Origin of the sequence: Haloarcula argentinensis DSM 12282, from assembly GCA_000336895.1 — an archaeon.
GTDB lineage: Archaea > Halobacteriota > Halobacteria > Halobacteriales > Haloarculaceae > Haloarcula > Haloarcula argentinensis.
On the sequence record AOLX01000022.1, the window covers coordinates 74,454 to 99,496 of the forward strand.

The 25,043-nt window shown below is 63.2% G+C and carries 24 protein-coding genes and 1 tRNA gene; 8 read left to right on the forward strand and 17 right to left on the reverse strand.

Going from position 1 to position 25,043, the window contains the following annotated elements:
* Window positions 1-1,521: a hypothetical protein gene (locus tag C443_RS12295; protein ID WP_005536722.1), complete on the reverse strand. Its 1,521-nt coding sequence runs from the start codon at window positions 1,519-1,521 to the stop codon at window positions 1-3.
* 131 nt (window positions 1,522-1,652) lie between these two features.
* Window positions 1,653-2,147, reverse strand: coding sequence for a DUF7858 family protein (locus C443_RS12300; RefSeq protein WP_005536723.1), 495 nt, complete (start codon window positions 2,145-2,147; stop codon window positions 1,653-1,655).
* 170 nt (window positions 2,148-2,317) lie between these two features.
* On the opposite strand from C443_RS12300, the gene C443_RS12305 reads away from it, so the two are divergent.
* Entirely contained in the window at window positions 2,318-3,178 is an 861-nt protein-coding gene (locus C443_RS12305; protein WP_005536724.1) for a transcription initiation factor IIB, read from the forward strand.
* On the opposite strand, the gene C443_RS12310 is transcribed toward C443_RS12305, so the two are convergent.
* The 6 genes from C443_RS12310 to C443_RS12335 all read right to left on the reverse strand — a co-directional run bounded on the left by C443_RS12310 (window position 3,157) and on the right by C443_RS12335 (window position 8,353).
* Window positions 3,157-3,873, reverse strand: a complete 717-nt coding sequence (locus C443_RS12310; RefSeq protein ID WP_005536726.1) for a MinD/ParA family ATP-binding protein — start codon at window positions 3,871-3,873, stop codon at window positions 3,157-3,159. The two genes, C443_RS12305 and C443_RS12310, sit on opposite strands and share 22 nt — an antisense overlap.
* Window positions 3,870-4,637 carry a DUF7857 domain-containing protein gene (locus C443_RS12315; protein ID WP_005536728.1) on the reverse strand — a complete coding sequence of 256 codons (768 nt, stop codon included), beginning with the start codon at window positions 4,635-4,637 and terminating at the stop codon, window positions 3,870-3,872. Before C443_RS12315 ends, C443_RS12310 begins: the two co-directional genes overlap by 4 nt.
* A gap of 32 nt (window positions 4,638-4,669) precedes the next feature.
* Entirely contained in the window at window positions 4,670-5,479 is an 810-nt protein-coding gene (locus C443_RS12320) for a DUF7856 family protein (RefSeq protein ID WP_005536730.1), read from the reverse strand.
* Entirely contained in the window at window positions 5,476-5,811 is a 336-nt protein-coding gene (locus C443_RS12325; protein ID WP_005536732.1) for a DUF7855 family protein, read from the reverse strand. The genes C443_RS12320 and C443_RS12325 overlap by 4 nt, the downstream gene beginning before the upstream one ends.
* 171 nt (window positions 5,812-5,982) lie before the next feature.
* Window positions 5,983-6,255, reverse strand: coding sequence for a DUF7854 family protein (locus C443_RS12330; protein WP_005536733.1), 273 nt, complete (start codon window positions 6,253-6,255; stop codon window positions 5,983-5,985).
* A 1-nt stretch (window position 6,256) separates the two neighbouring features.
* Window positions 6,257-8,353 (reverse strand): minichromosome maintenance protein MCM, encoded by a 2,097-nt coding sequence (locus C443_RS12335; protein ID WP_005536734.1) that lies wholly within the window; start codon window positions 8,351-8,353, stop codon window positions 6,257-6,259.
* 179 nt (window positions 8,354-8,532) lie between these two features.
* Here C443_RS12335 and C443_RS12340 point away from each other — a divergent pair, with 179 nt between their 5' ends.
* Window positions 8,533-9,684, forward strand: a complete 1,152-nt coding sequence (locus C443_RS12340) for a BMP family lipoprotein (RefSeq protein WP_005536735.1) — start codon at window positions 8,533-8,535, stop codon at window positions 9,682-9,684.
* Window positions 9,684-12,014: a methyl-accepting chemotaxis protein gene (locus C443_RS12345; RefSeq protein WP_005536736.1), complete on the forward strand. Its 2,331-nt coding sequence runs from the start codon at window positions 9,684-9,686 to the stop codon at window positions 12,012-12,014. The genes C443_RS12340 and C443_RS12345 overlap by 1 nt, the downstream gene beginning before the upstream one ends.
* Before the next feature lie 222 nt (window positions 12,015-12,236).
* Here the strand turns inward: C443_RS12345 and C443_RS12350 are convergent.
* Both C443_RS12350 and C443_RS12355 read right to left on the reverse strand, forming a co-directional pair.
* A tRNA-Pro gene (locus C443_RS12350) sits at window positions 12,237-12,309 on the reverse strand.
* A gap of 55 nt (window positions 12,310-12,364) precedes the next feature.
* A complete protein-coding gene (locus C443_RS12355; protein WP_005536737.1) occupies window positions 12,365-14,239 on the reverse strand; it encodes an SLC13 family permease in 1,875 nt (624 codons plus the stop codon).
* Window positions 14,240-14,381: 142 nt separating this feature from the next.
* Between C443_RS12355 and C443_RS21745 the strand changes: the two genes are divergently transcribed.
* Entirely contained in the window at window positions 14,382-14,555 is a 174-nt protein-coding gene (locus C443_RS21745; RefSeq protein WP_005536738.1) for a hypothetical protein, read from the forward strand.
* A gap of 33 nt (window positions 14,556-14,588) precedes the next feature.
* On the opposite strand, the gene C443_RS12360 is transcribed toward C443_RS21745, so the two are convergent.
* Window positions 14,589-16,697, reverse strand: a complete 2,109-nt coding sequence (locus C443_RS12360) for a hypothetical protein (protein ID WP_005536739.1) — start codon at window positions 16,695-16,697, stop codon at window positions 14,589-14,591.
* 79 nt (window positions 16,698-16,776) lie between these two features.
* Window positions 16,777-18,822, reverse strand: coding sequence for a DEAD/DEAH box helicase (locus C443_RS12365; protein ID WP_005536740.1), 2,046 nt, complete (start codon window positions 18,820-18,822; stop codon window positions 16,777-16,779).
* Between the two features lie 286 nt (window positions 18,823-19,108).
* On the opposite strand from C443_RS12365, the gene C443_RS12370 reads away from it, so the two are divergent.
* The gene (locus tag C443_RS12370; RefSeq protein ID WP_049944045.1) at window positions 19,109-19,531 is read left to right on the forward strand and encodes a hypothetical protein; all 423 of its coding nucleotides are present in this window, start codon (window positions 19,109-19,111) and stop codon (window positions 19,529-19,531) included.
* A gap of 129 nt (window positions 19,532-19,660) precedes the next feature.
* On the opposite strand, the gene C443_RS12375 is transcribed toward C443_RS12370, so the two are convergent.
* Window positions 19,661-20,026 carry a cupin domain-containing protein gene (locus C443_RS12375; protein ID WP_005536742.1) on the reverse strand — a complete coding sequence of 122 codons (366 nt, stop codon included), beginning with the start codon at window positions 20,024-20,026 and terminating at the stop codon, window positions 19,661-19,663.
* A 100-nt stretch (window positions 20,027-20,126) separates the two neighbouring features.
* Between C443_RS12375 and C443_RS12380 the strand changes: the two genes are divergently transcribed.
* Complete coding sequence (locus C443_RS12380; protein WP_005536743.1) at window positions 20,127-21,332, forward strand: CBS domain-containing protein; 1,206 nt, start codon at window positions 20,127-20,129, stop codon at window positions 21,330-21,332.
* A 1-nt stretch (window position 21,333) separates the two neighbouring features.
* On the opposite strand, the gene C443_RS12385 is transcribed toward C443_RS12380, so the two are convergent.
* The 3 genes from C443_RS12385 to C443_RS12395 all read right to left on the reverse strand — a co-directional run bounded on the left by C443_RS12385 (window position 21,334) and on the right by C443_RS12395 (window position 23,241).
* Window positions 21,334-21,981 (reverse strand): phosphoribosyltransferase, encoded by a 648-nt coding sequence (locus C443_RS12385; protein ID WP_005536745.1) that lies wholly within the window; start codon window positions 21,979-21,981, stop codon window positions 21,334-21,336.
* Window positions 21,982-22,070: 89 nt separating this feature from the next.
* On the reverse strand, window positions 22,071-22,349 hold the full coding sequence (locus C443_RS12390) for a hypothetical protein (RefSeq protein ID WP_005536747.1): 279 nt from the start codon (window positions 22,347-22,349) through the stop codon (window positions 22,071-22,073).
* 43 nt (window positions 22,350-22,392) lie between these two features.
* The gene (locus C443_RS12395; protein ID WP_049944046.1) at window positions 22,393-23,241 is read right to left on the reverse strand and encodes an HNH endonuclease; all 849 of its coding nucleotides are present in this window, start codon (window positions 23,239-23,241) and stop codon (window positions 22,393-22,395) included.
* Window positions 23,242-23,585: 344 nt separating this feature from the next.
* On the opposite strand from C443_RS12395, the gene C443_RS12405 reads away from it, so the two are divergent.
* Window positions 23,586-24,038, forward strand: coding sequence for a DUF5814 domain-containing protein (locus tag C443_RS12405; RefSeq protein WP_005536751.1), 453 nt, complete (start codon window positions 23,586-23,588; stop codon window positions 24,036-24,038).
* Here C443_RS12405 and C443_RS12410 read toward each other — a convergent pair.
* The gene (locus C443_RS12410; RefSeq protein ID WP_004515935.1) at window positions 24,030-24,464 is read right to left on the reverse strand and encodes a CopG family transcriptional regulator; all 435 of its coding nucleotides are present in this window, start codon (window positions 24,462-24,464) and stop codon (window positions 24,030-24,032) included. The two genes, C443_RS12405 and C443_RS12410, sit on opposite strands and share 9 nt — an antisense overlap.
* Before the next feature lie 133 nt (window positions 24,465-24,597).
* Here C443_RS12410 and C443_RS12415 point away from each other — a divergent pair, with 133 nt between their 5' ends.
* Entirely contained in the window at window positions 24,598-25,026 is a 429-nt protein-coding gene (locus tag C443_RS12415) for a VOC family protein (RefSeq protein WP_005536754.1), read from the forward strand.
* Window positions 25,027-25,043: the final 17 nt, after the last annotated feature.

The following is a 25,043-nucleotide window of genomic DNA, read 5'->3' on the forward strand; positions in this document are numbered from 1 at the left end:
TTACTCGAACCAGTCGACGAAGCTCCCTTCCAGCAGACTCTCCTCCTGATGGCGGATGTAGGTGGCCTGCATCCCCCAGATCGCTTCGGCCAGCGGGACGTTCTCCTCGACGCGGCGGCGGACGTAGTCGTGTTTCCAGCGCGCGGGCGTGAGCCGGCGGTCGACGCGCTCGTGTAGCGGCCGGATGTAGCTGTGGGCCTCCTCGGCCGAGAGACCGCGCTGTTCGAGGCCAGCGCGGGCGTGCTCGAACAGTTCGCCGTATATTTCCTCGGTGCTGGTCGTCGTCGCCCCGTCGGCGGTTATCCACTCGATTTTCGCTCGGAGGCCGCTCCGAGCGGCGGCATAGAAGTTCTGCTTCGCGGTGTCCCAGTCCAGCGTCCGGATGGGGTGTTCCAGCTGTGGCAGGCTCTCCATCAGGCCGGCGAAGACCGCCGTGAATCCGATTGCGTCGTCGACGGTCGGCTGTGCGGCCAGCGGGCGGAACTCGATGCGAGCGTTGGCCGCCGACCGGGTCGGCCCCTCGAACACCGGCCTGACCCACCGCCAGTACGTGCCGTGCTTGTGCCGGAAGTGGACGAAGTCGTCGTCGAAGCGGGTCCCCGACTGCAGGTCGACCGGGACGATGGTGTCGTCCTCGACGATGTCGTCGATGGCCTCCTCGACTGAGTCAAAATCCGGCGGGAAGCAGACCTTCGGCGGCGTCGAGTCGTCGTCGGGTGGATTGAGCACCGACTCGAAGACGCCGATACGGTTCTCCATGTTCGCTCCGGCGACGATCTCCGGGTCGGGCGCGTCGTCGTACAGGTCCGGCGGGAAAAACGGCGAGTTGACGCCAAGCGCCAGCAGCGGCGCGGCGATACGGAGTGCGTAGCTGAAATACTCCGGCAGATCCGGAGCGTGAGGAATCTGGTAGTGGGGTTGAATCGAGGTGATGAGCGATTCCGGCATCACCGTCTCGGCCTGTAGCGAGGCGTGTGGCGCGTCGATTTCAAACGCTGAGGGGTAATCTGTGTTGGCCATCGTGTGATAGCGGACGGAGTCCGACATGTTCGTCCCGATGCGGACGCCGCTCTGTTCGACGCAGTCACAGAGGTACTCCCGGGCCGTCTCGCCGGCGGGTGGAACGGTCCACATACCGTCGGAGACGAGGCGAATGCCCTCGTTGCGCACCCGTTGCTGGGCCGGCATCAGCGACGCCTTCAGTTCGTTTCGCTGGGCCGCCAGCCCGTGGGTGTTCAACGGCTGCGGGCTCGTCTGCATCTCGGCGTTGTGCAGGCCAAGCTCCTTCTCGAACCCGATGAGTTCGAGCAACTGGCGGGGAACCCGCTGGAGCGCGTCGGTCTGCTCATCGACGGCATACAGCTCCAGTTCCATGCCGACGATCGCTTCCGTGTTGTCGAACGTTCCGTCGCGAACGGCGGATTTGAGCGCTTCGGCTTCCTCGCGGGCTCGTTCGTCGAACGACTCGCTGTCCGCTGCAAGCACCTCGACTACCCGGTCTGCCAGTTCCGAAGCCGACATATCTCCGGGTTTGCAGCCATGGGTGTTAAGCATGCCCCAGAGAGCGGACAAGTAGCGAGCGCGTGGATTCCACACGCACGAGGCGACCGCTGCTCACTCCCGACCTCGCCGAAAAAGCAGATCACACATCCTCACAGCAGCTCGCCGACGTCGCTCATCGTCTCTCCTAACGGGTCTCGATCTTCAGTTGTAAGTGCCCCCTCGACCGCATCGCGGGCCGCTGGCAGCGGCTCGTGCGTCTCGATGTACACAGCCAGGGCAAACTCCTGTTCAGTCACATCGGCGAGTGCGATAGCGTCGCTGCGGGAGAGGTCCCCGGCAAGCCAATCGGCGATCATCTCACGTCCCTGTGGGCCGACCGGTGACACTTGCTCGCCGACGAGATGGAGCGTCTTGGCGGCCATCACAGGCGCAACACCGGCGGCGCGGCCCGCATCGCCGACGCTCTTGCCGGCTGCGTAGACCTCGACCACGGTCGCCGCTGTCGCCGCCGAGCACGGGAGGTCGTCGGCCACCGGGGCCAGTCGTTCCGGGAGGGACGCGTCTGTCTCGTCAACGGCAGCGATGCCGCGGTCACGCTGGTGGGTCGTGACCTCGACACCGGCGGCGATATCCGACAACGTCATTAAAATTTCCTACGCTACACCGAAATTTAATACTGTCGGAACATCGATAGGCGCTGCTGTCAATCCCAGTGTCAACCTACCGGTTACCGGTAGGCAATTTCACCGAAAAACGCCCGGAAACCCGCCTTTGCATCGGTTTTTTAACCCTCCATCCAGCCGTAGGTGGAAACATGAGCACGACGGTAACGCAATGTCCAGAGTGTAACGGATCAGTCAAACAGCAGGGCGTCGAATCGGTCTGTCGCAGTTGCGGGCTGGTCGTCGGCGAGGACGCTATCGATCCCGGGCCGGAGTGGCGGTCGTTCGACGATGATGACACGGACCGGGCACGCACAGGCGCGCCGCTGACGCGGTCACGCCACGACCGCGGGCTCTCGACGAAGATCGGGCGGTCGACACGGTTGAAAGGGCGCAAGCGCCGTCAGTTCGCTCGCCTCCGCCGCGAACACAACCGCGCCCAGATAAGCTCGAAACGGGAGCGAAACAAGGTGTACGCCTTCACCGAGATCCGGCGCATCATCAGTTCGATGGCCCTCTCGGACGCGATACGGGACCGGGCCTGCGTGCTGTTCGAATCCGCACAGAACGAGGCCCTGCTGCAGGGCCGAACGCTAGAAGGGTTCGCGGCCGCGGCCATCTACGCTACCTGCCGGACCGAAGGCGTCGCCCGGACCGTCGACGAGATCTGTACCGTCGCCAAGGCGACCCCGGCGGAGCTTCGCGCGGCGTACGACGCTCTAAACAGGGAACTGGGGCTACCGACCGGTCCGATTGATCCCCGTGAGTACGTCCCCCGGTTCGCGACAACGCTGGACCTGCCGACGGCAGTCCGCCAGCGCGCGGAACGGCTCGTCGACGAGGCACAGGACCGTGGCCTAGTCAGCGGACGCAATCCGGCCGGCGTCGCGGCAGCGTGTCTCTACACCGCGGCCCAAGAGCAGGACGTGGCGCTCACGCAGGCCGAGGCGGCAGAAACGGCGGACGTAACGCCGGTCACGCTGCGTGGGACCTACGCCGAGCTACAGGAGTAGACGGCGTCGGCGAGCGCTTCAATCGAGCGCCGGGCCAGCGTGTCTGGCGCTGTGTCTCGAATCGGCTGTCCATGCGCTTGTGCCGTCGCTAGCGGCTCACTCTCCGGGATAGCGACGGCTGGCGCACCGAACCGGTCTGCGACGGCCACAGTCGCGGGAGCTGGACCAGCGCGGTTGAGGGCGACCCGACAGAGTCCGGCGTCGAGTTCGCGGGCCAGCGCCCGGACCCGGAGCGCGTCAGCGAGCGCCGCGCCTTCCGGCGTCGTGACGAGTACCGCGGCGTCGGCGGCTGCGAGGGGGAGCCCCACGTCGGCGTGCATCCCCGCCGGCGAGTCGACGATGACCCAGCGATAGGTCCGCTCCAGCGCGGCGAACATGTCTGTGAGGCCCTGCAAGTCGGCACTTCGAGCGCCGGCCAGCGTTCGTCCGCATGGGACGAGAGTCACGGGGCCGTCCTCTCGGACAGCCTCGTGCGGGTCGGCGCGGTCGGCAAGAACGTCGTGTAGGTCGGGGCCGTGACTGGACGGAAGGTCCGCCATCCCGAGGTCGCCGTCGACGACGATGCTGCCCGCGTTCGCGTTTGCGAACGAGTCCCCGCTGTCAGTCCGTTCAAGCGCGTCGAGTTCCGCCGCGAGATTGTACGCAATAGTGGACTTGCCGACGCCGCCCTTGCCGCCGGTGACAGCCAAGATCATGCCAAGCTGGACAGAGTCTCGGTGGGCACCGTAGCAGCCGATCGTCGGTCGGCGAGCCGTTCAGCCCGCCGCGCCAGCGCCCGGAGCATTTGCTCGTCAGTGTCGCCGCGTGCCGCAACTGTCCGGACACCGGACAGCCCGTCCGCCGCACGAACTGCGGCTGTCGCTGCCGACAGCGAGTCCGCCTCGGCCAGCCGCTCGGCACGGTCGACCCGTCGAGCAACGGTTTCGAGCCACTGCGAGACAGCGTCTGGAAGGTGCTGACCCGGTCGCTGGCCGATTGAAGTCCTCGACTCGGCTGACGGTTGGCGTCCCTCTGGCTGCGGTTCGATATCCCGCTCGGATGCAGGGCTGGCCGGCCAAGTGCTCGCGGTCTCGGCCGCTCGTACCGACTCGGCTGTTGGGACAGCGTCAGCAGGTGGTGACGGGTCGCCCAGTTCCCTGAGGACGGCATCTGCGGAGTCGAGTCGCTCGTCCGCTGAGGTCGTATCGGGCGCCGGATCGGCGCGCACCAGCTCCGCCGGCTGGTCAGACGGTGGAGCCGGCGTCGCGTACCCAAGCGCGTGTGTCCCCGGCCTGACGACCCCCTCAAACCCGTCCTCCGACCAGCCGGTCTCGGGAACGCCCTGCGTTCTCGGCGGCCAGAGCGGGCCATCGAGACGGTTCCGGACAGTAATTCGAGTCAGTTCGGGGATGTCGCCGACAGTGGCCGTGACGAGCGTCACGCCGTCGACTCGCTCGGCGCGACAGTCGAAGGTAACCATATGGGTGGTGGCCTGACCTTCCGATTTAAAAGTCAGCAACGGACGATAGGGGCGTCGAGACAGTCAGATGCAGCCGTCGGCGATCTGAACCGATCCGTTTCGAGGACGACCGGTGCGGGCGTTCTGGCGACTCGGAGTACACCCAGCGCGGCCGTTACTGGATCAGCGTCGAACGGGCTGTCCGGAACTGGCCCCGGAACGGCTTCGATGGCCTGAGCGAACGTCTCGGCGCATCGGTCGACGAGGGTCGCCCGAGCGCTCCGCCGGAGGTTGGCCAGTTCGTCGGCAAGTCGGCGTTGTTTCTCCAGCGTGTCCCGGTAGGCGCGTGCCCGCTCCCGGCGGAGTTCGCGAGTCTCTCTGGCGGCAGTCCGTCGAGTCTCCCGTTCGCTCAATTCCGTCGCCGCGTCCCGGAGAGCGGCCCGTGCCGCTTCGTCGTCCGCACCGACTGCCTGCCGAGCGGTGAGACGACCGCGGTGGGTGGCGACCGCTTCCTGCAGGCCGTCGATGGTCGACTCCGGGACGGGGTCGACAGGGTCCGGTAGCTCCGGCGGCGAGGATTCAAGCTCGGCCAGCTGGGCGCGACACTCGGCGATAGCGTCGTCCTGTGGCGTCTCGTATTCCCGTGACCGGGCGGCGGCCGCGAGTGCAGTCCGCGTTCGGAGTCCCATCGACGGGTGGACGTGTCCGACGTACGCGTACACGGCCGGTGGCTCCGGGCAGGACACGACCGGAAAACGCCGCTGTCCACGGATGCTTGTGGCGATGGTTCGACCGCCGACGTTTCCAGTTCGGAGGTCGACGACAGCGCCCGTGTACGTGGTTCCAGCGACGCGGAGCTTCACAGGTCGACGCCTCGGAGTTGGTCCGGGTCCGGGAGGTCACGTCCCGACGCGAACCGCTCGTAGGGCGTTGCCGGTTCCTCACGTGCCTCGTACCGCTTGGCCGCCTCGCGGACGTGCTTCGGGACATCTGTCGGTTCGAACGGCTCGACGTGCTCGATCTGTATGTCGAGCCCGTGTTTCTCGTGGAGTCGGAGCGCCTGAAAGGCCCCGAACTCGGTTCCGGAGAACAACGCTGCTCTCCCGAACTGCCGAACGACACAGTCTTCGTGGGCACGACAGACGTTCCGCAGGTCTCTACGTGCTGCCCGGGAGTACGTGACGACGAGTAGCACTGGGTAGACATTGTTATAATTACTATAAAATTTTACTGAATTGAATGTAGTTTAGTCTGAATACATAGAGAAATCGGAAAGAAATATAGGGGGGAGACAGTCGCGTTCGAGAGTCAGCACTGGCACGAGATATCTGCTACACCGACAGCGGCTACGGTGCTGGAAAATTCCTTACTCGACGACTGTAACGGTAAATTCGCCGGCATCTGCGACGAGGTCACGAACCCGCTCGCGGGCCGCTGTCTCGGATGGCGCGAGGACGACGAGGCCATCCACGGCGGCCCCGCCGTTTGCCCGGTAGGCTTGCAGGTCTCCCTCGAACTCAGTCGCATAGGTCCGGAGCGTCCCGCGAACGTCCCGTTCGAGGTCACTGAGCGACCGCGACCCGGCCTCGAACTCGGCCAGCGCCTCCTCGATATTGCGGAGTGCGGAAATGCGGTCCATATCAGGTTGTCCGAAGGTGATCCGTCCGAGGCTCGTACACCTCACCTTTCTGTTTCAGCTTGTCAATCTCGTGTTCGGCCTTCGACTCGTCGATACCGACCTCCTCAGCGCGTTCGATGACCACGTCGGCGGGTGCACCCTCATCGTACTCGTCCTCGATGTCGGAAATGATGCCTTTGATGTTCTGGATACGGTCGCGCTGGGTCTTCGACTGGCCGGTCTCGACCACGTCGGCGTCGAACTCGCCGGTCTCAGGATCGACACCGATCTCCTTCAGGCAGTAGTGGGCGATGTCGACCGCCCGGTCGGCGTCGGCTTCGTCGACGGTGTCGGAGAGGCGTATACGTGCAGAGGCTTCAGCAAGCCGGACCAGCGCCTCCAGCTTCCGGGCGGTAACGGGCACCGGCGCGTCCTCGTCCTGGCCCTTCATCCGCAGATCGACGTAGAAATCCTCGATACGGCTCTTTGCCTCCTCGGTCATCGTCGGGAAGCAGTTGCGCTTGGCGTAGGCGACGTACTTCCGGAGGAGGTCCGGTTCGATTGTCGGTGCGACCTCCTCAGTGACGGTGCCGACCTCCTCCTCGCTGAAGTTCGAGGTCGGGTTCTCCGTCCGGTGGGTGTGAAGTTCGCCGGCGTAGTTGGTCTGGATGATGTGCTCGGCGAGGTTGCGGTCCTTCTCCTCGTCGGGCTTGTCCGTCACGGTGAAGATGAGGTCGAACCGCGAGATGAGCGCCGGTTCGAGGTCTATCTGCTCACCGATGGGTTCGTACTGGTCGAAGCGGCCGTACTTGGGGTTGGCTGCGCCCAGCAGCGAACAGCGGGATTTGAGTGTCGCGTTAATACCGGCCTTGGAGACGCTGATACGCTGCTGTTCCAGCGCCTCGTGCATTGCCGAACGATCTTCGGGAGACATCTTATCGAGTTCGTCGATAGCGGCGATACCCTGATCAGCGAGCACGAGCGCGCCCGCTTCCAGCGTCCACTGCTGGCCATCGCCGAAGTCGTCGCGAACGGCGGCCGCGGTGAGCCCCGCGCTCGATGACCCTTTGCCGGAGGTGTAGACAGAGCGTGGCGCGATATTCTCGATATATGATAGCATCTGCGATTTACCCGTTCCCGGGTCTCCTATCAGCAACATATGGAGGTCCCCACGTATTCGAGAGCCGTCAGGTAGCTCCTTCGTCACGCCGGAGAAGAGCTGGAGCATCATCGCGAGCTTCTCTTTCTCGTAGCCGTAGATAGAGGGGGCAATGGCCCCGACCATCTTGTCGTAGATATCGGATTCGTTGGAGAGTTCGACGATCTCCTTCTTGTCGGCGTCGGTGATCTCCATGTCCTCGAACTGCTCGTCCTCGATTTCGACGCTGACGCCCTCCATGTAGATGTCGAACATCGGGGACTTCTCGTTGTCGTTGCCCCGCTGGTCGAGTTTGAGGATGCCGGTTACGCGGACGTGGTCGCCGGCGGTGACGTGGCCCGTGATGTCGTCCTCGATGTTGATATCGATTGACTGGGGCGTCTCTCCGCCGCGCAGTCCCTCAGGGGATTCCTGCACGCGGAGCTTCTGGGCGTCGATGAACTGGGACTGGTCGGTGTTGAGCCGGAACGGCCCCTGGCGCTCACAGCCCTGGCAGTCGTGGGGTTCCTGAAAGTCGCCGGCGGTCTGTGGAATACGCGTGAGTGTTCCACAGCGCTGGCACTCGAAGGCTGCCTCGATGACTTTCGGGCGGACATCGGTCGCTTTCCGGATGATACCACGGACGGCGACGAGGTTGCCGTGGTGTTCGTGGCGCAGGTCGCGGATGTCCTCGGATTCGGGGAGGTTCCGGACGCGGACGTGAGCCTGTCCGAGCGAGACATCGACCGGGAGGTCGTACAGTCGAAGGGCCTCCTCGGCGTACTCTTGGATCTGCTCGGGCTTGGTCCGGTAGTCGTCGGCCAGGTCCGGATCGAAGCGATAGAGGTCGTCCCAGTCGATATACAGCGATTTCTGGTCGTTCGGGTATTTCTGGGCGAGCTCACCGATCTCGTTGCGGTAGTAGTTGCGGTAGAACTCCTCGAAGCGGTCGATGAGTTCGGTGTTCTCGGCGGTCGCCATTTGAGTGGACAGTGGTTATGCCCACTGGCCTAAGAAGGTTCGCAAACCGGGGTGGAACTGAAATGATGCGGCACGAGGGGGAATCAGTATCAGTATCAGTATCAGTATCAGTATCAGTGTCGAGAATCGGGGCCAGTAGTTTTTGCTGGTATACCTGGTTCACTCAGAGTAGAATAACCGTGCGCGATCAAAAAATCACAAGGCGTCGACTCCTCGCCAGCGGTAGCGCGGCCGCAACCGCAGCGTTCGCTGGCTGTGCGAGCCGCTTCGAGAATTTCGGAGGGAGCGGAGCAGGGGACGAGGGTTCCAGCGAGAGCCAGCAAGCGACCGCCAGCGGCATCGACGAGAGCGATGCCGCGGCGACTGTCGGGATGGTATACGCGCTAGGTGGGCTCGATGACCGCTCGTTCAACGATGCGGCGAACCGCGGCATTCAGCGCGCACGCCTCGATGACGGGGTCGAGTACACGAACCACGAACCGACCAGTGTCGCCGGGTTCGGCGAAATACAGGCCGAGCTGGCGAGTTCGGCGAACCCGTCATACGACCTGATCTGTTGTATCGGATTTCTGCAGGCTGAAGGGCTATCTGAGGCTGCATCGGAGTACACGGACCAGCAGTTCATGATCGTCGACTCCGTCGTGGAGGCCGACAATGTGGCGAGTTACGTGTTCCGCGAACACGAGGGGTCGTTTCAGGCCGGGAACCTCGCTGGGCTGCTCACGACCAGGGATGTCGACCTCGGTGCGGGTGCAACGAACCCGGAAGAGACGACAGTCGGGTTTATTGGCGGCCTCGACCAGCCACTCATCCACAAGTTCGAAGCCGGCTTCAGAGCCGGCGTCGAGTACGCCAACGGGGACGTTGATGTCCTCACGGAGTATCTCGGGAACTTCGACGACGTGCAGGGCGCCCGGGACATCGCAGCCGGGATGTACAACGATGGAGCGGACATCGTCTACCACGCGGCGGGTGGCGCAGGTGTTGGCATCTTCCAGGCCGCGCAGGCCCATGGGCGGTACGCGATCGGAGTGGATTCAGACCAGTCCCGGAGTAATCCCCGGTACGCGGACGTCGTGCTCGCGAGCATGGTCAAGCGAGTAAACGTCGCAGTCTACGACGCGGCGACAGCGACGGTCGCGGACAACCTCCCCGCTGGTGAGGTCGTTTCTCTCGGGCTTGACAGTGACGGCGTCGGCATCGTCTATGGGACCTCCCTCGAACCGGCGATTCCCGACGATGTCAGGGAAGCGCTGTCGACGTCGCGGGAGCAGGTCGCCGCCGGCGACATCGTCGTACCCACTGAGCGCTCTAACACGGGTGGTGCCTGATGGCGGGCGGTCCACTCGATGGACTGGCGAGTGCACTTGATCGGGTCGCCCCCGAGTTCGTCCGGCAGCGGTTCGCTGCGAAGTTCGCTGTTGCGTTCCTCGCCGTGTTGCTCGTCATCGCAGGCGCTGGCGCGTTCACGTTTCAGGCGACATCCACGGCAGTCGAACAACAGACGACCGAACAGCTCGCCGAGACCAGTCAGCTGGAGGGGGACTCTATCGGCTCGTGGGTTGAACAGCAACGCACGCACACACGATCCATTTCGCAAGGTGAACCGCTCCGGAGCGACCGGCGCGCTGCGGCGTACATCCTGCTGCAGGACCAGCTACTGCCTGACGATGTTGTCAGTATGCACCTCGTAAACGATACTCGTGGCGAAGTGGTCGCCAGTACGGAACTCCCACTGGAGGGGCGGTCGCTGTCCGAACTTGACGCGCCGTGGACGGCCGCCGAAGTGCCGGAGGGACCCGGGAACAACACACAGGTCTGGTCGAGTAGTCGGTCGTACCGCTCACCGGTCCTCAACGACGAACCCGTGATGGCGTTCGCTAGCTCGGTCCCGAAGCGCGACGGCTCGCACCTCGTCGTCGTCACACGCATCCAGAGTCAGGTCGACCGGCTCAGCGATACTAATTCGACGAAGGAAACCACGATTCTGAACACCAACGACGAGACGGTACTGAACATCGACCGCGAGTTCGATGCTGACACCCACAGCGAGAGCCTCGCGGCAATCCGCGATGCGAACGGTACTGCAGCACCGGTGACAGCGGTTTCGGATGGTCGCGTGTACGCGTTCGCGCCCGTCCCGACCACGAACTGGGTCACGGTGACGAGCCTGGACACGGCGCAGGCGTTCAGTGTCCGTGACACGGTCGGACAGACGGTCGGACTGCTTGTCCTGCTGGCGCTCGTTTCGTTGTCGGCTGTCGGCCTCGTACTCGGGAAACGCACGGTCGACCCGCTGAAGCAGTTGCGGGACCGTGCTGAACGCATCGAGGCCGGCGACTTCGATGTCGACCTCTCGACGAACCGCGCCGACGAAATCGGCCGCCTCTACGGGACGTTCGACGATATGCGGATCTCACTCCAGAACCGCATTCAGGAAGCGGAGGAGGCAGTCGAGGAAGCGAAGACGGCGCGGTCGGAAGCCGAAGAACTGCGTACAGAAGCGGAGGACGCACGGGCAGAGGCAGAGGAAGCCAGCCAGCGCCTGCAGGAGCGCGCCACCGAGTACAGTGCGGTGATGCAGGAAATCGCTGACGGTGACCTCACGAAGCGACTCGACGAGGACGCGGAGGAGACGGCGATGCGGGAAGTCGCAGTCGAGTTCAACGCGATGCTCGACGGGCTCGAAGCCACCGTCAGCGAAGTCGCGGCGTTCGCCGACGAAGTCGCGAATGCCACGATCGAAGTCGCGACTGGGGCCGAAGAAATCGAGACGACGAGCCAGACCGTCAGTGACCGCATACAGGAGATCGCGGACGGCGCTATCAGACAGCACGACGATCTCGAGGAGGCCGCCGCCGAGATGGACGAGCTATCGGCGAGCATCGAGGAGGTCGCAGCGTCGTCGACGACGGTCGCAGAGACGGCCAGAGAAGCCGTCGACCGTGGCGAAACGGGCCGGGAGGCCGCCGAGTCGGCCATTGACGACATGGCGGAAATCGAGTCCCGGTCGGCAGACGCGGTCGACCAGATTCTCGCGCTGCAGGAGCGCATGGACGACATCGGCGAGATCGTCGACTTCATCTCGGATATCGCCGAGCAGACGAACATGCTCGCCCTGAACGCCAACATCGAAGCCGCCCGCGCAGACAAGGACGGCGAGGGCTTCGCTGTTGTCGCCGACGAGGTCAAGAGCCTCGCAGAAGAGACGAAACAGGCGGCAGCAGAGATCGAAGCCGAAATCGCCGCCGTACAGACGGAGACCGACGAGACTGTCACGGACATCCGCGCGACCAGCGACCACATCGACACCGGTGTCGAGACTGTCCGCGAGGCTGCCGACGCGATCGAGGATACCGTCGACGCGATCGAGAACGCCAACGACGGTATCCAAGAGATTGCGGACGCGACCGAGGACCAAGCCGACGCGACGCAAAGCGTCGTCCACCGCGTCGACGGAGTGTCCGAGATCAGCCAGAACGTGACGGAAGACGCAGAGCAGGTATCGGCGGCCGCCGAAGAGCAGTCCGCGTCCGTCGCCGAAATCGCACAGAGCGCGGACGAACTACGGGACCGTGCCGACTCGCTGGCTGCGACCGTCGATCAGTTCGACACCAGCGGCGGCGCGGACGACCACAGCGATACCGACAGCCAGCGATAAACACACCGCGCGTTCGCCCCTGATCGGACTGGCGACTAGCGCGATGCGATCTCGCGATGGGTTCTTTTTGCACTGTCGCCCGAGGAGTCGCTACGGAGATGGTGGCGATGCCTGGCCGTGGCTACGAGTCTGAGCAGCGATGGCAGTAAGGGACTGGCAGAACAGGGCGCTGGAAGGTTAGCGGTAGAGGCGACAAAAAGGTCGCTTTCGGTATCGCAGGTATGGGATCGCCCAGATTTGAACTAGGGGCGCGGGCACCCAAGGCCCGAAGGTTACCAAGCTACCCCACGATCCCGTACTACCCTCTCAATTCGACAGCGTGTAAAGCGTTTCGTTGCAAGCCGGCCGTGTCACGCGGGAGCGAGGCCCCAGAAATACGCGATACCAAGGGTCGTCGCGATGGCGAATACGGCCTGTAGCGGCGCACCGACCTTCAGATAGTCGGTGAATTGGTACCCACCGGGGCCGTAGACGAGGAGGTTCGTCTGGTAGCCGACCGGCGTCATGAACGCCGTCGATGCGGCGAACGTGACGGCGAGGACGAAGGCGAAGGCGTTGGCGTTCAGTTGCTGGGCAGTTTCGATAGCCACCGGGATCATCAGGACGACGGAGGCGTTGTTCGAGATGATGTTCGTCAGCAGCGCCGTGACGAGATACATCAGACCGAGGACGACGGCGAGGCCGCCACCGGCGGTGAGGATGCTGCCGGCACCCATGACGAACAGCTCTGCGAGCAGATCAGCGCCGCCAGTTTCCTGCAGGGCGATGCCCAGCGGAATGACGCCGGCGAGCAGGAAGACGACGTCCCACTGGACAGCGTCGTACAGCTCCGGCGGGCGGAGACAGCCGGTGAGGACCATCGCCAGCGCACCCCCGAGCGCCGAGATGACGATGTGAATCGGGGTCAGCGCCGCGACACCGACGACGGCGGCCACGATGCCGATTGCGACAGGGATCTTCGACTGGCGGAAGTCCGGTCGTTCGACCTCCTGGGCGACAATGAAGTCGTTGTTGCGGTTGAGACGGTCGATACTGTCTGGGGTGGCCTGCACCAGAAGCGTATCGCCGATGCGGAGTTTGACGTGGTCCATCCGCTGGCGGTACAGTTCCTGCCCGTGGCGAAGTGCCAGCACGGTCGCGTCGTAGCGCTGGCGGAAGTTGGTGGAGACAAGCGTCTCGCCGATGAGCGAGGAGCCGGGGGCAACGACGACCTCGACGAGGTTCTTTCGCTCGGTTGCGGTTTCCAGTTCCGCGTCGTCGACCTCGACCTCGGGAATCACGTCCAGCCCTTCGACATCGAGGAGATCGACGAGCGTGTCCCGGCCCGTCCGAATGGCGAAAACGTCACCGGCCCGAATCGCTTTCTGGCCGAACGGTTCGAGGAACGTGCGTTTCTCGCGGACCAGCTGGACGATGTCCACGTCGAACTTCGAGACTCTGAGCGCCTCCTCGACAGTCTGGCCGATCAGCGGGGAATCTTCGCGGACGACAACTTCGGTCAGGTACTCACCCATCTCGAACTCTTGAGTGAGGTCCTCTTCGACCGGGATACGCGAGGGGACCAGATAGCGCCCGACAGTGAGCAGATAGATCGTCCCGACGATGGTCACGATGATGCCGAGCTGGGTGAACTCGAACATGCTGAACGGGCGGCCGATGAGTTCGGACGAGAGCTGCGATGCGAGGATGTTCGTCGAGGTGCCGATGAGCGTCAACATGCCGCCGAACATCGAGGCGTAGGACAGCGGCAGCAGTAGCTTCGATGGTGAGAGTTTCCCCTTGTGCGCGATATCGGTGACCATCGGCAGGAGGATAGCGACGGCAGCGGTGTTGTTGATGAACCCGGAGATAGGTGCGACCAGCCCGACGGTCGCACCAAGCTGTTTCGTTTCGCTGTCTCCGGTCAGCGAGGCGATTTTCGCGCCGAGAATCTGGACGATACCGGTCCGCTGGACGCCGTCTGAGAGAATGAACATCGCCAGCACCGTTATCGTCGCTGTCGAGGCAAAGCCTGAGAGCCCGCGATCCAGCGGCGAAATCCCATCGCCGGCCTGATGTAACACGTACACCGGTTCGGCGAGCAGCCCGGCATCGGCCGCAAATACCGTCACCGGTTCGGCCAGCATCAGCGCGACCATGACGGCGATAGCGGTCACGTCGACTGGCAGCGCCTCCGTCGCAAACAGCACCAGCGCGGCGACGATGACCGCGAACACGAACAACATCCCCGGCGTGACAGGTGGCAGCGACACGTCTGTCCCCTGCGGAGCCAGTGACAAAAGGATGGGTCGTTTGCGAGCGCAGGCGTCCGCTCACACCCTGCTCCGGCGGCCGACGTTTATCCCTGTCCGGGCCGAATTGGTCACAATGAGCCTTTTCAACGATCTCGGTCGAAAAGTCGAGGAGCTGAAACAGGAGGTCGGAAACGCGACCGACGACGAAGCCACCCACCGGTGTATCGAGTGTGATACGCTCCTCTACACAGACCACGACGAGTGTCCCGAATGTGGGAGCACGTCGGTCATACCCCTGTCTGACTAGCAACAGCGAGGAACCCGGCCGGAGTCGCGTCGCTCACCGCGTCGGGCCGTCACGACCCAGGTCTTCGAGCAGGGCGTCGTAGCTCCGGCCGAACACCGCCTGTTTTCTGAGCGAGGTTATCGCGACCTGGAAAACGGGGACGGCGAACTGCCCGGCCGGTCCGCCGACGACGACGGCCGCTTCGTGGTCCGTTTCATCGCTCCATTCGCCGTCGAGTTGCCGAACGAGGACCTCGCCGAAATAGCCGCCGAGTTCCCGCACGACACTGGTGAACGCGCGGTCGTCGAACGACGCGTCGCTCCCGAACGTCGTTTCGGCGAAGCGCTCGTCGTCCCACTCCGCGTCAACCAGATCGTCGAGCCGCGAAAGCGAGGCCGGCGAGAAATCGAGGTCGTGTTCGCCCCAGAAGTCGGCGAACTCGACAGCGGTATCGGCGTGGTCCGCACGGACCGTGTCGGGTTCCCACGAGCGAGTCATCGAGCCAGCGGTCGGGTCGCTATCAGTGGACGCGGACAGTTCACTCTCGTCGGTGGCCGCTGTCGCAGCCGTCTCGTCAGTGGTCACGTCCTGTGACGGTGCATTACCAGTGGCACCAGACGCCTCGACATCCCCGACAGGAACCGATGTGTCACTGTCATCAAACAGTTCCCCAGCGTCGGATTCTGTACCGGCTGCCGGCTCGTCATCGACCGCCTCGGCATCAGCTGTGTCTGCAAGTGGCTCGTCGACCGCGGTTTCGGAACCCACCGCGTCTGGACCGGCGTCTGCCGATGTATCCGGCGAGCTATCGAGGGCCGGTTCGTCGTCCATCGATTCATCGACCTCCTCGGCGTCGGCTGTGTCCGTCGCTCCTTCGTCAGCGGGTGTGTCAGTTGCCGCCCCCGCGGGTGTGTTGTCGCCGGTTCCGTCTTCGTCGCGGGAATCGGCAACCGAGTCCTCGGACGGTATCTCGGTCGCTGGCGCATCGTCTGAAGGGTCCACTGGGGCACTGCCAACCGTCGGCTCCGCTTCGTCGATGTAGGTGGCCGCTTCGTCGGCTGTGACTGTATTTTCGGCCGTCGTCTCGCCAGCAGCAGTCGTGTCGGCAGTCGGCTCATCCCCAGAGGCGTCGAGCGGTGGCTCCGTCACCGGTGTTTCAGCCGTTGGTTGATCAGCATCTGTGTCATCCGCCGGCTGCTCGACAGCGGTGTCGGTTGCCGACCCTGCGTCGGTTGAGTCGATAGTCGGTTCCTCTTCAGTGGTTTCAGCGGCCGGCGGCTCGCTGTCGGCATCATCTGACGCTGAATCGATCGTATCGGGAACTGCGTTCCCGCCGATGTCGGCAGTCGAGCCGTCAGCTTCGTTGTCCGGTGGAGCCTCGTTCGCTGGCTCGTCAGTACCCTCACTGACGACAGGCGTGGGGTCAGTGTCGCCCGACCGGTCGCCCGTTTCCGATTCGGGTTCGACCCGGGTCGGCTCCGTCTCGATGGTCTGGGACGAATCGGAATCAGCGGTATCGGCGGCAGTTGTCTCACCTCGCTCGTCAGTCTGTCCGTCGTCGACGCGGCTAACGACCCGCGTCGGTTCGGAGACGACACTGTCGGTATCGGTTTCGTCCGTCTCCGGGTCTTTCGGTCCGTCGTCTCCGGTACTCCGGATAGTATCGAGCGCCAGTTCGGATTCCAGTCGCGTCACGACAGCCGCGAACACCGGCTCGTCGCCGAACGAGCGGGCGGCCACATCGAACACCGCGACCGCCACCTCGTCGTCCGGCCCGGCAACGGCGACGCCCCATCGACCGTCGGACTGGACCCACTCGCCGTCGTAGGCTCGCACGAGGAGGTCACCGAGATAGCTCCCGAACCGAACCGTGTTCTCAGTGTAGGTCGTCACACTCGCGTCATCGCCCGCGGTTCTGCCGTCGTAGCTCTCCTCGATAGCCGTATCGAGGCGCGCGAGCGCGTCGGGGTCGAACGTCAGCGGGTCCGCGCCGTCGACGACGTGCTCGGCGTACTCCCGGAACGTCGTCGGGTCGAGCGTCGCCGTGTCCAAGAGTCCCGGCCCATCGTCGGACGGCGGGTCGCCCCCGGCCGCCTGCTCGTCCCCGTCGGTCGACGAGTCATCGCCACCGACGGCGCGACGGATCGTATCGAACAGGCCCATGGACACCGGAAGTACGTGCCGCTACAAGAATGTACGCCGAAAGGATATTCAGCCGACAGGTTGGACGGGCGCGGACCGCTCAGTGCTCGTCGCGTAATTCCATGTCGGCGACGATTTCGTAGGGATGCTGTCCCTTGCGGATGCCGTCGAGCAACTGGAACGCCTCGTCGGGCGCGAGGAAGTGCCGCGTCACGGCCCGGCCGAGCGGCGTCGGTGAGAGGCCGTCGATGAACTCGTATTCGAGCAGTTTCCCCAGCGCGTGCTTCGTCGGCACCTCGCCGACCATCCGGTCGTTGAGCCGCTTGGCCTGCTTGCCGGCGACGGTGACGTTCGCCAGCGTCTCCTCGACGGCTGCGCCCTCGTCGTAGCGGGTGATGACCGGCTCCATCTCGCCTTTCAGGAGCTTGAACGCCACTTCGTCCTCGGTCATCTCCATGCTGTTGTGGTACGAACAGTCCGGCTCGACCAGCATGTAGACGGTGCCCTTGTCGTGGTAGTCCGGGCGGCCGGCACGGCCGAGCATCTGGCTGAACTCCTGGACGGTGAGCCACTCGATACCCATCGCCAGCGAGTCGAAGATGACCTGCGAGGCCGGGAAGTCCACCCCCGCCGCGAGGGCCGCCGTCGTCACGACCGCCGCCAGGTCCTGATCGGCGAACTGCCGCTCGACCCGCTGGCGCTTCCGGTTGTCCAGCCCGGCGTGGTACGGCGCGGAGCTGTACTCCAGTTTGCGAGAAATCTGGTGACAGCGCCGTCGGGAGTTGGTGAAGATAATCGTCTGGCCGCGGTAGCCCTTGCTGGATTTGTTGTCGAATGCTCGCTTGACGAGCTTCTTTTCGGTCTCGATCTTCTCGCGGCCGTCGGCGAACGTAACGTGGCGCTCGATTGGGACCGGCCGCTCCTCGAACTCGATGAGTGTCGCCCGGAGCTGGTCGGCCAGCTGGCCGGGGTTACCGACCGTCGCCGAGAGGTAGACCCACTGCGTGTCGCCGCTGTCGGGCGCACCCCCGGACTCACAGTAGTACTTCAGCCGCGAGATCAGGCCGTCGAGCCGGTGGCCTCGCTCGTCCTCCCCGAGCGTGTGGACCTCGTCGATGACGACTGTGCCGACAGTGCCGAGGTCCTTGCCGGTCCGGAGCGCGTGGTCGATCCCCTCGTAGGTCCCGACGATGACGTCGGCCTCGGGGTCGAAGCGGCCGCCCTCGTCGGCGATGCGACTCGCACCCACGCGGAGCGACACGTCGACCATGTCGCCGTAGCGGCCCTGAAACTGCTCGTATTTCTGGTTCGCAAGCGCGACCAGCGGGACGAGAAACAGCATCGTCCCCTTGTTGTTCAGGACGCGGTCGATACCGGCCATCTCGCCGATGAGCGTCTTCCCCGTCGCTGTCGCGCTCACGACCAGCTGGTCACGGCCCTCTGTGGCCCCGTGCTCGACGGCGAGGCTCTGGACCGGCAGCAGTGTATCGAACCGCGATTCGAGATGGTCTTGCATCCCGGGATGGAGGTCAAGCGAGTCGACGCGGACGGGGTCGACCTCGTCGACGGTGGCTGAAATCTCGTCGAACTTCGTCAGGTCCGGGTCCAGCTGGCCCGACAGGAGGTTCGTCACCCGGTCGAGATCCTGCACCTCAAGCAGTAGCTCTTCGAGGCGGTCGCGGGCGTCGCTGCTGATACTTCCTTTGAACGCGAGTTCGCGGTCGAGTTGCTGGCGAGCGCACTCCGGACAGATGGTTTCGTCGTCGGTCTCGATGGCCGTCTCGCTCGTGATCGGCGAGTAGCGCCCGTCAGAGGCACACAGCCGACAGGTCCGGACGACCTTGGCCTCGATCTGGTACGCGTCGAGCATCTCGCGGACACGCTCGCGTGCGAGCGGGGCGGTCTGCTCTGAAATTCGAATGCGGGCCGCACGGCGGGCGAGGTCGACGAACTGGTCGGGTGAGCGAAGCTCCTCGCTGGTCCCGTCCTTGACGCGGAGGCGACGCGGGCGGGGACCGGCGTCGGTCTCTTTGAGCTCGAGGATGCCGTGGAAGAGCCGCTCGCCGTCCCGGTGGGCGGCGACGCGGAACTCCTCGCCGTGTTCGTGGAGGAACAGCGTCTCTACCTGTGCGGCCTGCTGTGACACAGTCGTCTAGTGGCGACTGCGCTACTTGAGCGGTTCGGACTTGTTTCGAGGGAGCGTACCAGTGACTTCAGAATGTTGGCGACTATTGCATCAGTCCGCCGCAGTTGTGCCGGACTCTGCTCGCACACACTGTGTACGGTTCGTCGCCACCGAGCATCTTTTGAGCGGCGCGCTATCGAATTATTAGTTGGATTCAGTCTCCCAAATTTTATCTTTCAAATTATAAAATGAATAGAATTTTTATTTCCGTAAGTCTAAGTAATTGTATTCTTCAAGTTGTGAATGGATGGAAGAATACGACGACGGCAGTATGAGTCCGCATGAACAACGTGGTCGGAAGAAGCCGGCGTATCGGTGGCATATGTATCACACACTAATTGTGTGGGTCGTAGCGCCAGTAGCCGGACTTATCGTAAAGCTGGGTGGACTGAAACTACCCGGCCTCAGAGAAGTGACAGTTGTTTTTTTGCTGGCTGTCTCGTTTGCGGCGCTCCTGACCGCCATCGGTTCAATAAAGGCGTTCTACGACGATGCTCAGTCGCTGAAAGGAGCCAACGCATACTATCAGCCGCTATGGCCGCTATGGGTCATCGGGTCGGTTATTATTAGCACTGTGTTCACCGCGCCGCTGTACTTGATTCTGCGCCGCGTCCGAATGGGGCCAGCCGATTATTCTCAGACGTATCTGTCCGGGGTCTTTGAACGGTAATTGATCGAATTCGGTTATTTTCTTACAAGACGTTCACCGGGACGTATGCTTGTGGAGCAAGTGCCCCACTAGCGATGTATCTGACCTCAGGTGCCTTACGGCGCTAAGATGCGACGCCACTACTACGAATTAGCCTTGTAGCGTAATTTCGTCGTCGCCGGTGGGAACCGCACAGAGGAACGCGCCCGGTTCGTCGCCGTCGTTACGGTACCAGTGGACAGCGCCAGCGGGGATATGGAGGCTATCGCCGGCTTCGACATCGTACTCATCGCCCTCAATGCCGACGGTGTACTGTCCGGCAAGGACGTACTGCTCATGTTCGATTTCGTTGGTGTGTTTCGGCACGTTGCCGCCGGGGGCGAACGTGAAGCGACGGATTGCGAGGTTACCGCCGCCGTTCTCCTCGCCGATGAGAACGCCCTTTTCCAGCCCGTCAGCTGCGTCGACAGGGTCGTACTCGATGTCTTCGGTCCGCCGAATCAGTGGGTCACTCATGAGTGGACCGTCACGGGCTCGGCGCAAAGGCGTACCGGCGGCGGTGACTGCGACAGTCCTGCCAAGGGGGCTTAAGACCGTCCCCCGATAAGCGAGGAGTATGCGCCGGTTTCGCATCGGAAGCGCGTTCGGAATCCCCATCCAGTTGGACCTGACGTTTCTCCTCGTGCTACCGCTGTTCGCCTGGATTATCGGGACACAGATCGAACAGACGACCGAGCTGTTGAATGGGACACTGAACGCCGGGCTGGATGCGGCCGTCCTCACAGACGGCGCGCTCGTCTGGGTGCTCGGCATCGGTGCGGCCGTCGGCCTGTTCACCGGCGTCGTCCTCCACGAACTCGGCCACTCCCTGGTGGCCATCCGCTATGGCTTTCCCATCGACTCCATCACGCTCTGGCTGTTCGGCGGCATCGCCCAGCTCAGCGAGATGCCTGAAGACTGGAAGCAAGAGCTGGTCATCGCTATCGCCGGCCCCATCGTCAGTATCGCCGTCGGCGCTGTCTGTTTTGTCGCGTTCCAGATTCTCCCGAGCGGCGCGGCGACGCCTATCGAATCGGCCCGGTTCATCCTCGGCTATCTCGCGCTGATGAATATCGCGCTGGCGGCGTTCAACATGCTCCCGGGGTTCCCGATGGACGGCGGCCGGGTCCTTCGCGCGTTGCTCGCCCGCCGGCGGTCGTACGCCAGAGCCACCACCATCGCCGCCGAGGTCGGGAAGGTGTTCGCCGTCTTTCTCGGCCTCTTTGGCATCTTCGTCCTCGGAAATATCTTCCTCGCCGGCCTGGCCTTCTTCATCTACATCGGCGCGGCGGGCGAGTCCCGCCAGACCTCAATGCGGGCCGCGTTCGAGGGCGTCACCGTCGCGGACGTGATGACGCCGGCGGACCACGTAACGACGGTCCCCGAAGATATGTCTGTCCGTGAGCTCATCCAGACGATGTTCAAGGAGCGCCACACCGGTTACCCGGTCGAACGTGGCGGCGAGGTCGTCGGCCTCGTGACGCTCGAAGACGCCCGCGCCGTTCAAGAGGTCGAGCGCGAGGCCTACACCGTCGGCGACGTGATGACGACGGAGATCATCACGATCAGCCCGGACACCGACGTGATGGACGCGCTGACTTCACTTCAGCAGAACTCCGTCGGTCGCTTGCTCGTCACTGACGAGGACGACTCCTTCGAGGGGCTGCTCACCCGGACAGATATCATGACGGCGCTCTCGATTATCAAGTCCAGTGGCGACTTTACCCCCATCGGCGAGACGGAAACCGAAACCGTCCGACCCGAATCCAGAATAGAGCGCTGAATCACTCCTCAGCCAGATACGACATCGCGGCCTCGTCGGAGACCTGCTCGAACTGCTCGTAGTACTGGCCGACAGCGCGGAACTCCGACGGAACCTCCAGACAGACCACCTCGTCGACCAGCGCTTCGAGGTCCGACATCGCCCGCGGCGAGGCGACCGGTACCGCGAGCACCAGTCGTTCGGGGTCGGCCTGTCGGATCTGCTCGATGCAGGCCCGCGCCGTCGCGCCCGTCGCCACACCGTCGTCGACGAGGCACACCCGCTTGCCCGTAAGCGACGGCGATGACTCCGAGTCGCGGTAGCGCTGGGCTTTCTGCTTGGCGGCGTCGGCCATCTCCGCTCGCGTGTTCGCAACGTAGTCACGAGGAATCTCTCGTCGATCAATGACATCACTGTTGAGCCACACAGTCCCATCAGCGGCGACAGCGCCGATGGCGTACTCGGGGTTGTTCGGTGCGCCGATCTTCTTTGCGACCGCGATGTCGAGCGGAACACCCAGCGTGTCGGCGACGGGACGACCCACCGGCAGTCCACCACGGGGAATTGCGAGGACGATGTTGACTTCGATATCCCGCTCGCGCAACGCCTCTCCCAGCCGTTTCCCAGCCGCCTGTCTGTTCTCGAACGTCGGGGAGCGGTTGCGTCTCATACTAGTTAGTTCGCTGTCGAGACGCAAATATTTCCGCATGCTGCCAGCTTCGGGGTAGTCAAACAAGCCAGTACCAGCGAAGCCCTGCGTTACTTCTCAGCCAGTGCCGCGGCAACCGCTTCGAGTTCGCCCTTCCGGAAGGGCTGCTCCGCGTCTGCCGGGTCGTCGTCCTCCCGTTCTCCAATTTTCCAGAGAATCCCAGCCCGCATTTGTGGCTTCGACGGCAGCCGATCCGTGTCGATGTCGTATCCGACGGCCTCGCAGATCGCCGCCAGCGCTTCCTTGGTAAAAGCAGTCGAGACCGGGCGTTCGTACCGTCCGACAGCCTCGCGAATCTCGTTCCGCAGTTCGTCGACAGTCGGTGACATACGCATACTGGCGGCGGGCCCGATTGTGTAGATTCCGGTCCGACTACACCGTCACACCACCGACAGCAGACGGGTCCCGCCGCTGGATGCCAGCCCGCCAGCGCAATTCTGCCCGCGAGACGTGACCGAACTCCGCCCGACGGTGACAGCCCGGACACAGCGAGACGACGTTGTCCAGCGTATGCGCATCCCGGACAGCAAGGGCTGGCATCGCAGCGAACAGTCGGACCGGCACGATGTGGTGTACGTCCGGGTTCCGCCCTAGTTCGTCTGCATCAGTGCCACAGAGTACACAGGCGTGGTCGTCCCGCTCCAGCGCCTGCTTGCGGACTGCCCGCCATCCCGGTCCGTAGTCGCCGACGCCACCGCCGCGCCAGTTCGGATGGCCGTCGCCGGTGAACGCCGCCGAGAGCCACTCGGCGTGGCAGTTGCGACTGCAAAGGACGACTTCGCCAGTCACATCGCTCGGGTATCGCTCAACGGGGCTGTCACAGACAGAGCAGCCAAATCTGAGCTTTCCGCCGTTCCAGTTTGGATTTGCCGCACCGGAAATCTCTCGGCTGTGCCGCCACTCAGCGTTCTCGACACACTCCGGGCAGTAACAGCCCTTCTTTTCTGATGGATAGTACTCGAAAACCGTGCCGCAATTGTCACAGGTCGTTTCTGCTTTCGCGCCGGAGTAATTTGGGTTGTCAGCCCCAGAAAAGGATACCGCGGCATCGCGACACTCGTCAGAGCAGTAGCGTTTCTCGTATTCAGAATGAAATCGGTCCGAACAGAGGTCACACTCCCTGTTTGGCAGACGTTCGCCGTGAGTGCTGCTGTGGTGAACGCGAAGTCCACGCTTCGAGTCAAACGTTCGGTCACAGGAGGGGCAATCGTTGTTTCCCATCGATAAGTACTATTTATTTACACTTCATAAAGAAATGGATGCAGAATGGAAATGTAAATTTGCGGAATTCTGAGAGTGGCGAAATCGCCGCGTAGAAAGTCTGAGTCCGGGCGCGGGAATTGAACCCGCCTCTTAGCCACCACAAGGCTAAAGGATGCCACTACCCCAGCCCGGACACGCTTGCTGAAGCATACATAGATATTCCGCTGGAACAGAAATACGTTACGAATCTGGAAACCAGTGGGTCGTGAGAGCGCGTGACAGCGGTGGTATATCCGACGCTGTCCAGTCCATCGGCCGCTTCGGGATGCTTTTACACTGCCGACGCGTACAGATAAGCACGCGTGGCCATCACGGACAAAATCTACGTCAAGAACCACCAGCAACTCGCCTCCCAGTTAGAGACGAGTTTCCCAAAGGGAGCGTTCAAGGGCGCGACGCTGGATATTCTCTTTCAGGGCGAGGGGCTGGCAAAGCTCGACGAAGCCTCCAGAGAGCGAGTCCTCGATTTCGCCGAGGACTTTCTGGACTGTGACTGTGAGGCCAACCCCCACTGTGGCTGTGCCGAACGGAAGTTCATCTCGTACCTGCTGGAACTGCGCGAGCAGGGGATGGGGCCCGACGCCGTCGTAGACGTGATGAGCGACGACTACATGCTGTATGCGTATCCGGGCGACGTGCTGTCCTTCCTCGATAACTCCGTCAGAACGTTAGAAGCCGTAGAAACCCTGGCCGACGTCGATGGGCGCGACGACGTGGCCGAAGACGTACAGCAGAAACGCCAGCGATTACTCTAGGTCGTCGAAACTGCCGATGCGGTAGGAGGCGTCTTCCTCTTCGCCCTGATCGAGATCTTCGAGATGAATGACCTCGTCCTGATCCATCTCGTCGAGCTGCTGGCGGAGCTTCGTGACGTAGCGCTTGTGTTCTTCCAGTTGCTCGCGGAGGTGCTCGGCTTCGAGTTCGAGCCGTTCGTGTTCGCGGACGAAGCTCTTCGGGACTTCGACCTTCGGCGGGAAGCTCTCGGTGCTGGTCTCGGTCGCGTCGTCCTCAAACTCGTGTTCGGGCGCGACCTTCACCTGGCCGTCGTGGGAAACGAGCGTGTCGACGTAGTCACGAAAAACTGCGGACAGCGAGATATCGCGCTCCTCGGCGATTTCGCGGAGGGTTTCGAATTTGTCCTCGCTGACGCGAAAGGAGATAGTCTTGTTTTTGTTGCCCATAGTTACGTACTGTTTTAGCAGCAACGTATTTAATCGTTTGTCAGACGCTACCGGACCTGTTCCTCGGTGGCCGTCGCTGTCGACAGTTGAACCGCTGTGATTTAACCGCCGGCCGACCTCGATTCCGGCAGAGATGGCGACAGATATCGACGCAACTGGCCACCACTTCGGCATCATCGTCAGCGACCTGGACCGCGCCGTCGAATTCTACCGTGACGTGCTCGGACTCGACGTACTGACCCGCTTTTCGGTTGGTGACGAGGCGTTCGGAACCGCCGTCGACATCGAGGGGGCCAGCGCCGAACTGGTCCACCTCGATGCCGGCACCGTCCGTCTAGAACTGGCGACATACGAGCCGGAGGGCAAGGCAATGCCCGATCCCGACCTCAATCGGGCGGGGGCGACCCATCCCGGGCTAGAGGTCGACGACCTCGACGCTGTCGCCGACCGACTGCCCAAAGATGTCGAAACACTCAGCGGCCCTCAGACGACTGAGAGCGGGACGACTATCATGTTCGTCGTCGACCCTGAGGGGAACCGCATCGAGCTACTGGAGCCGTAGCGACGGAAACGTCACCA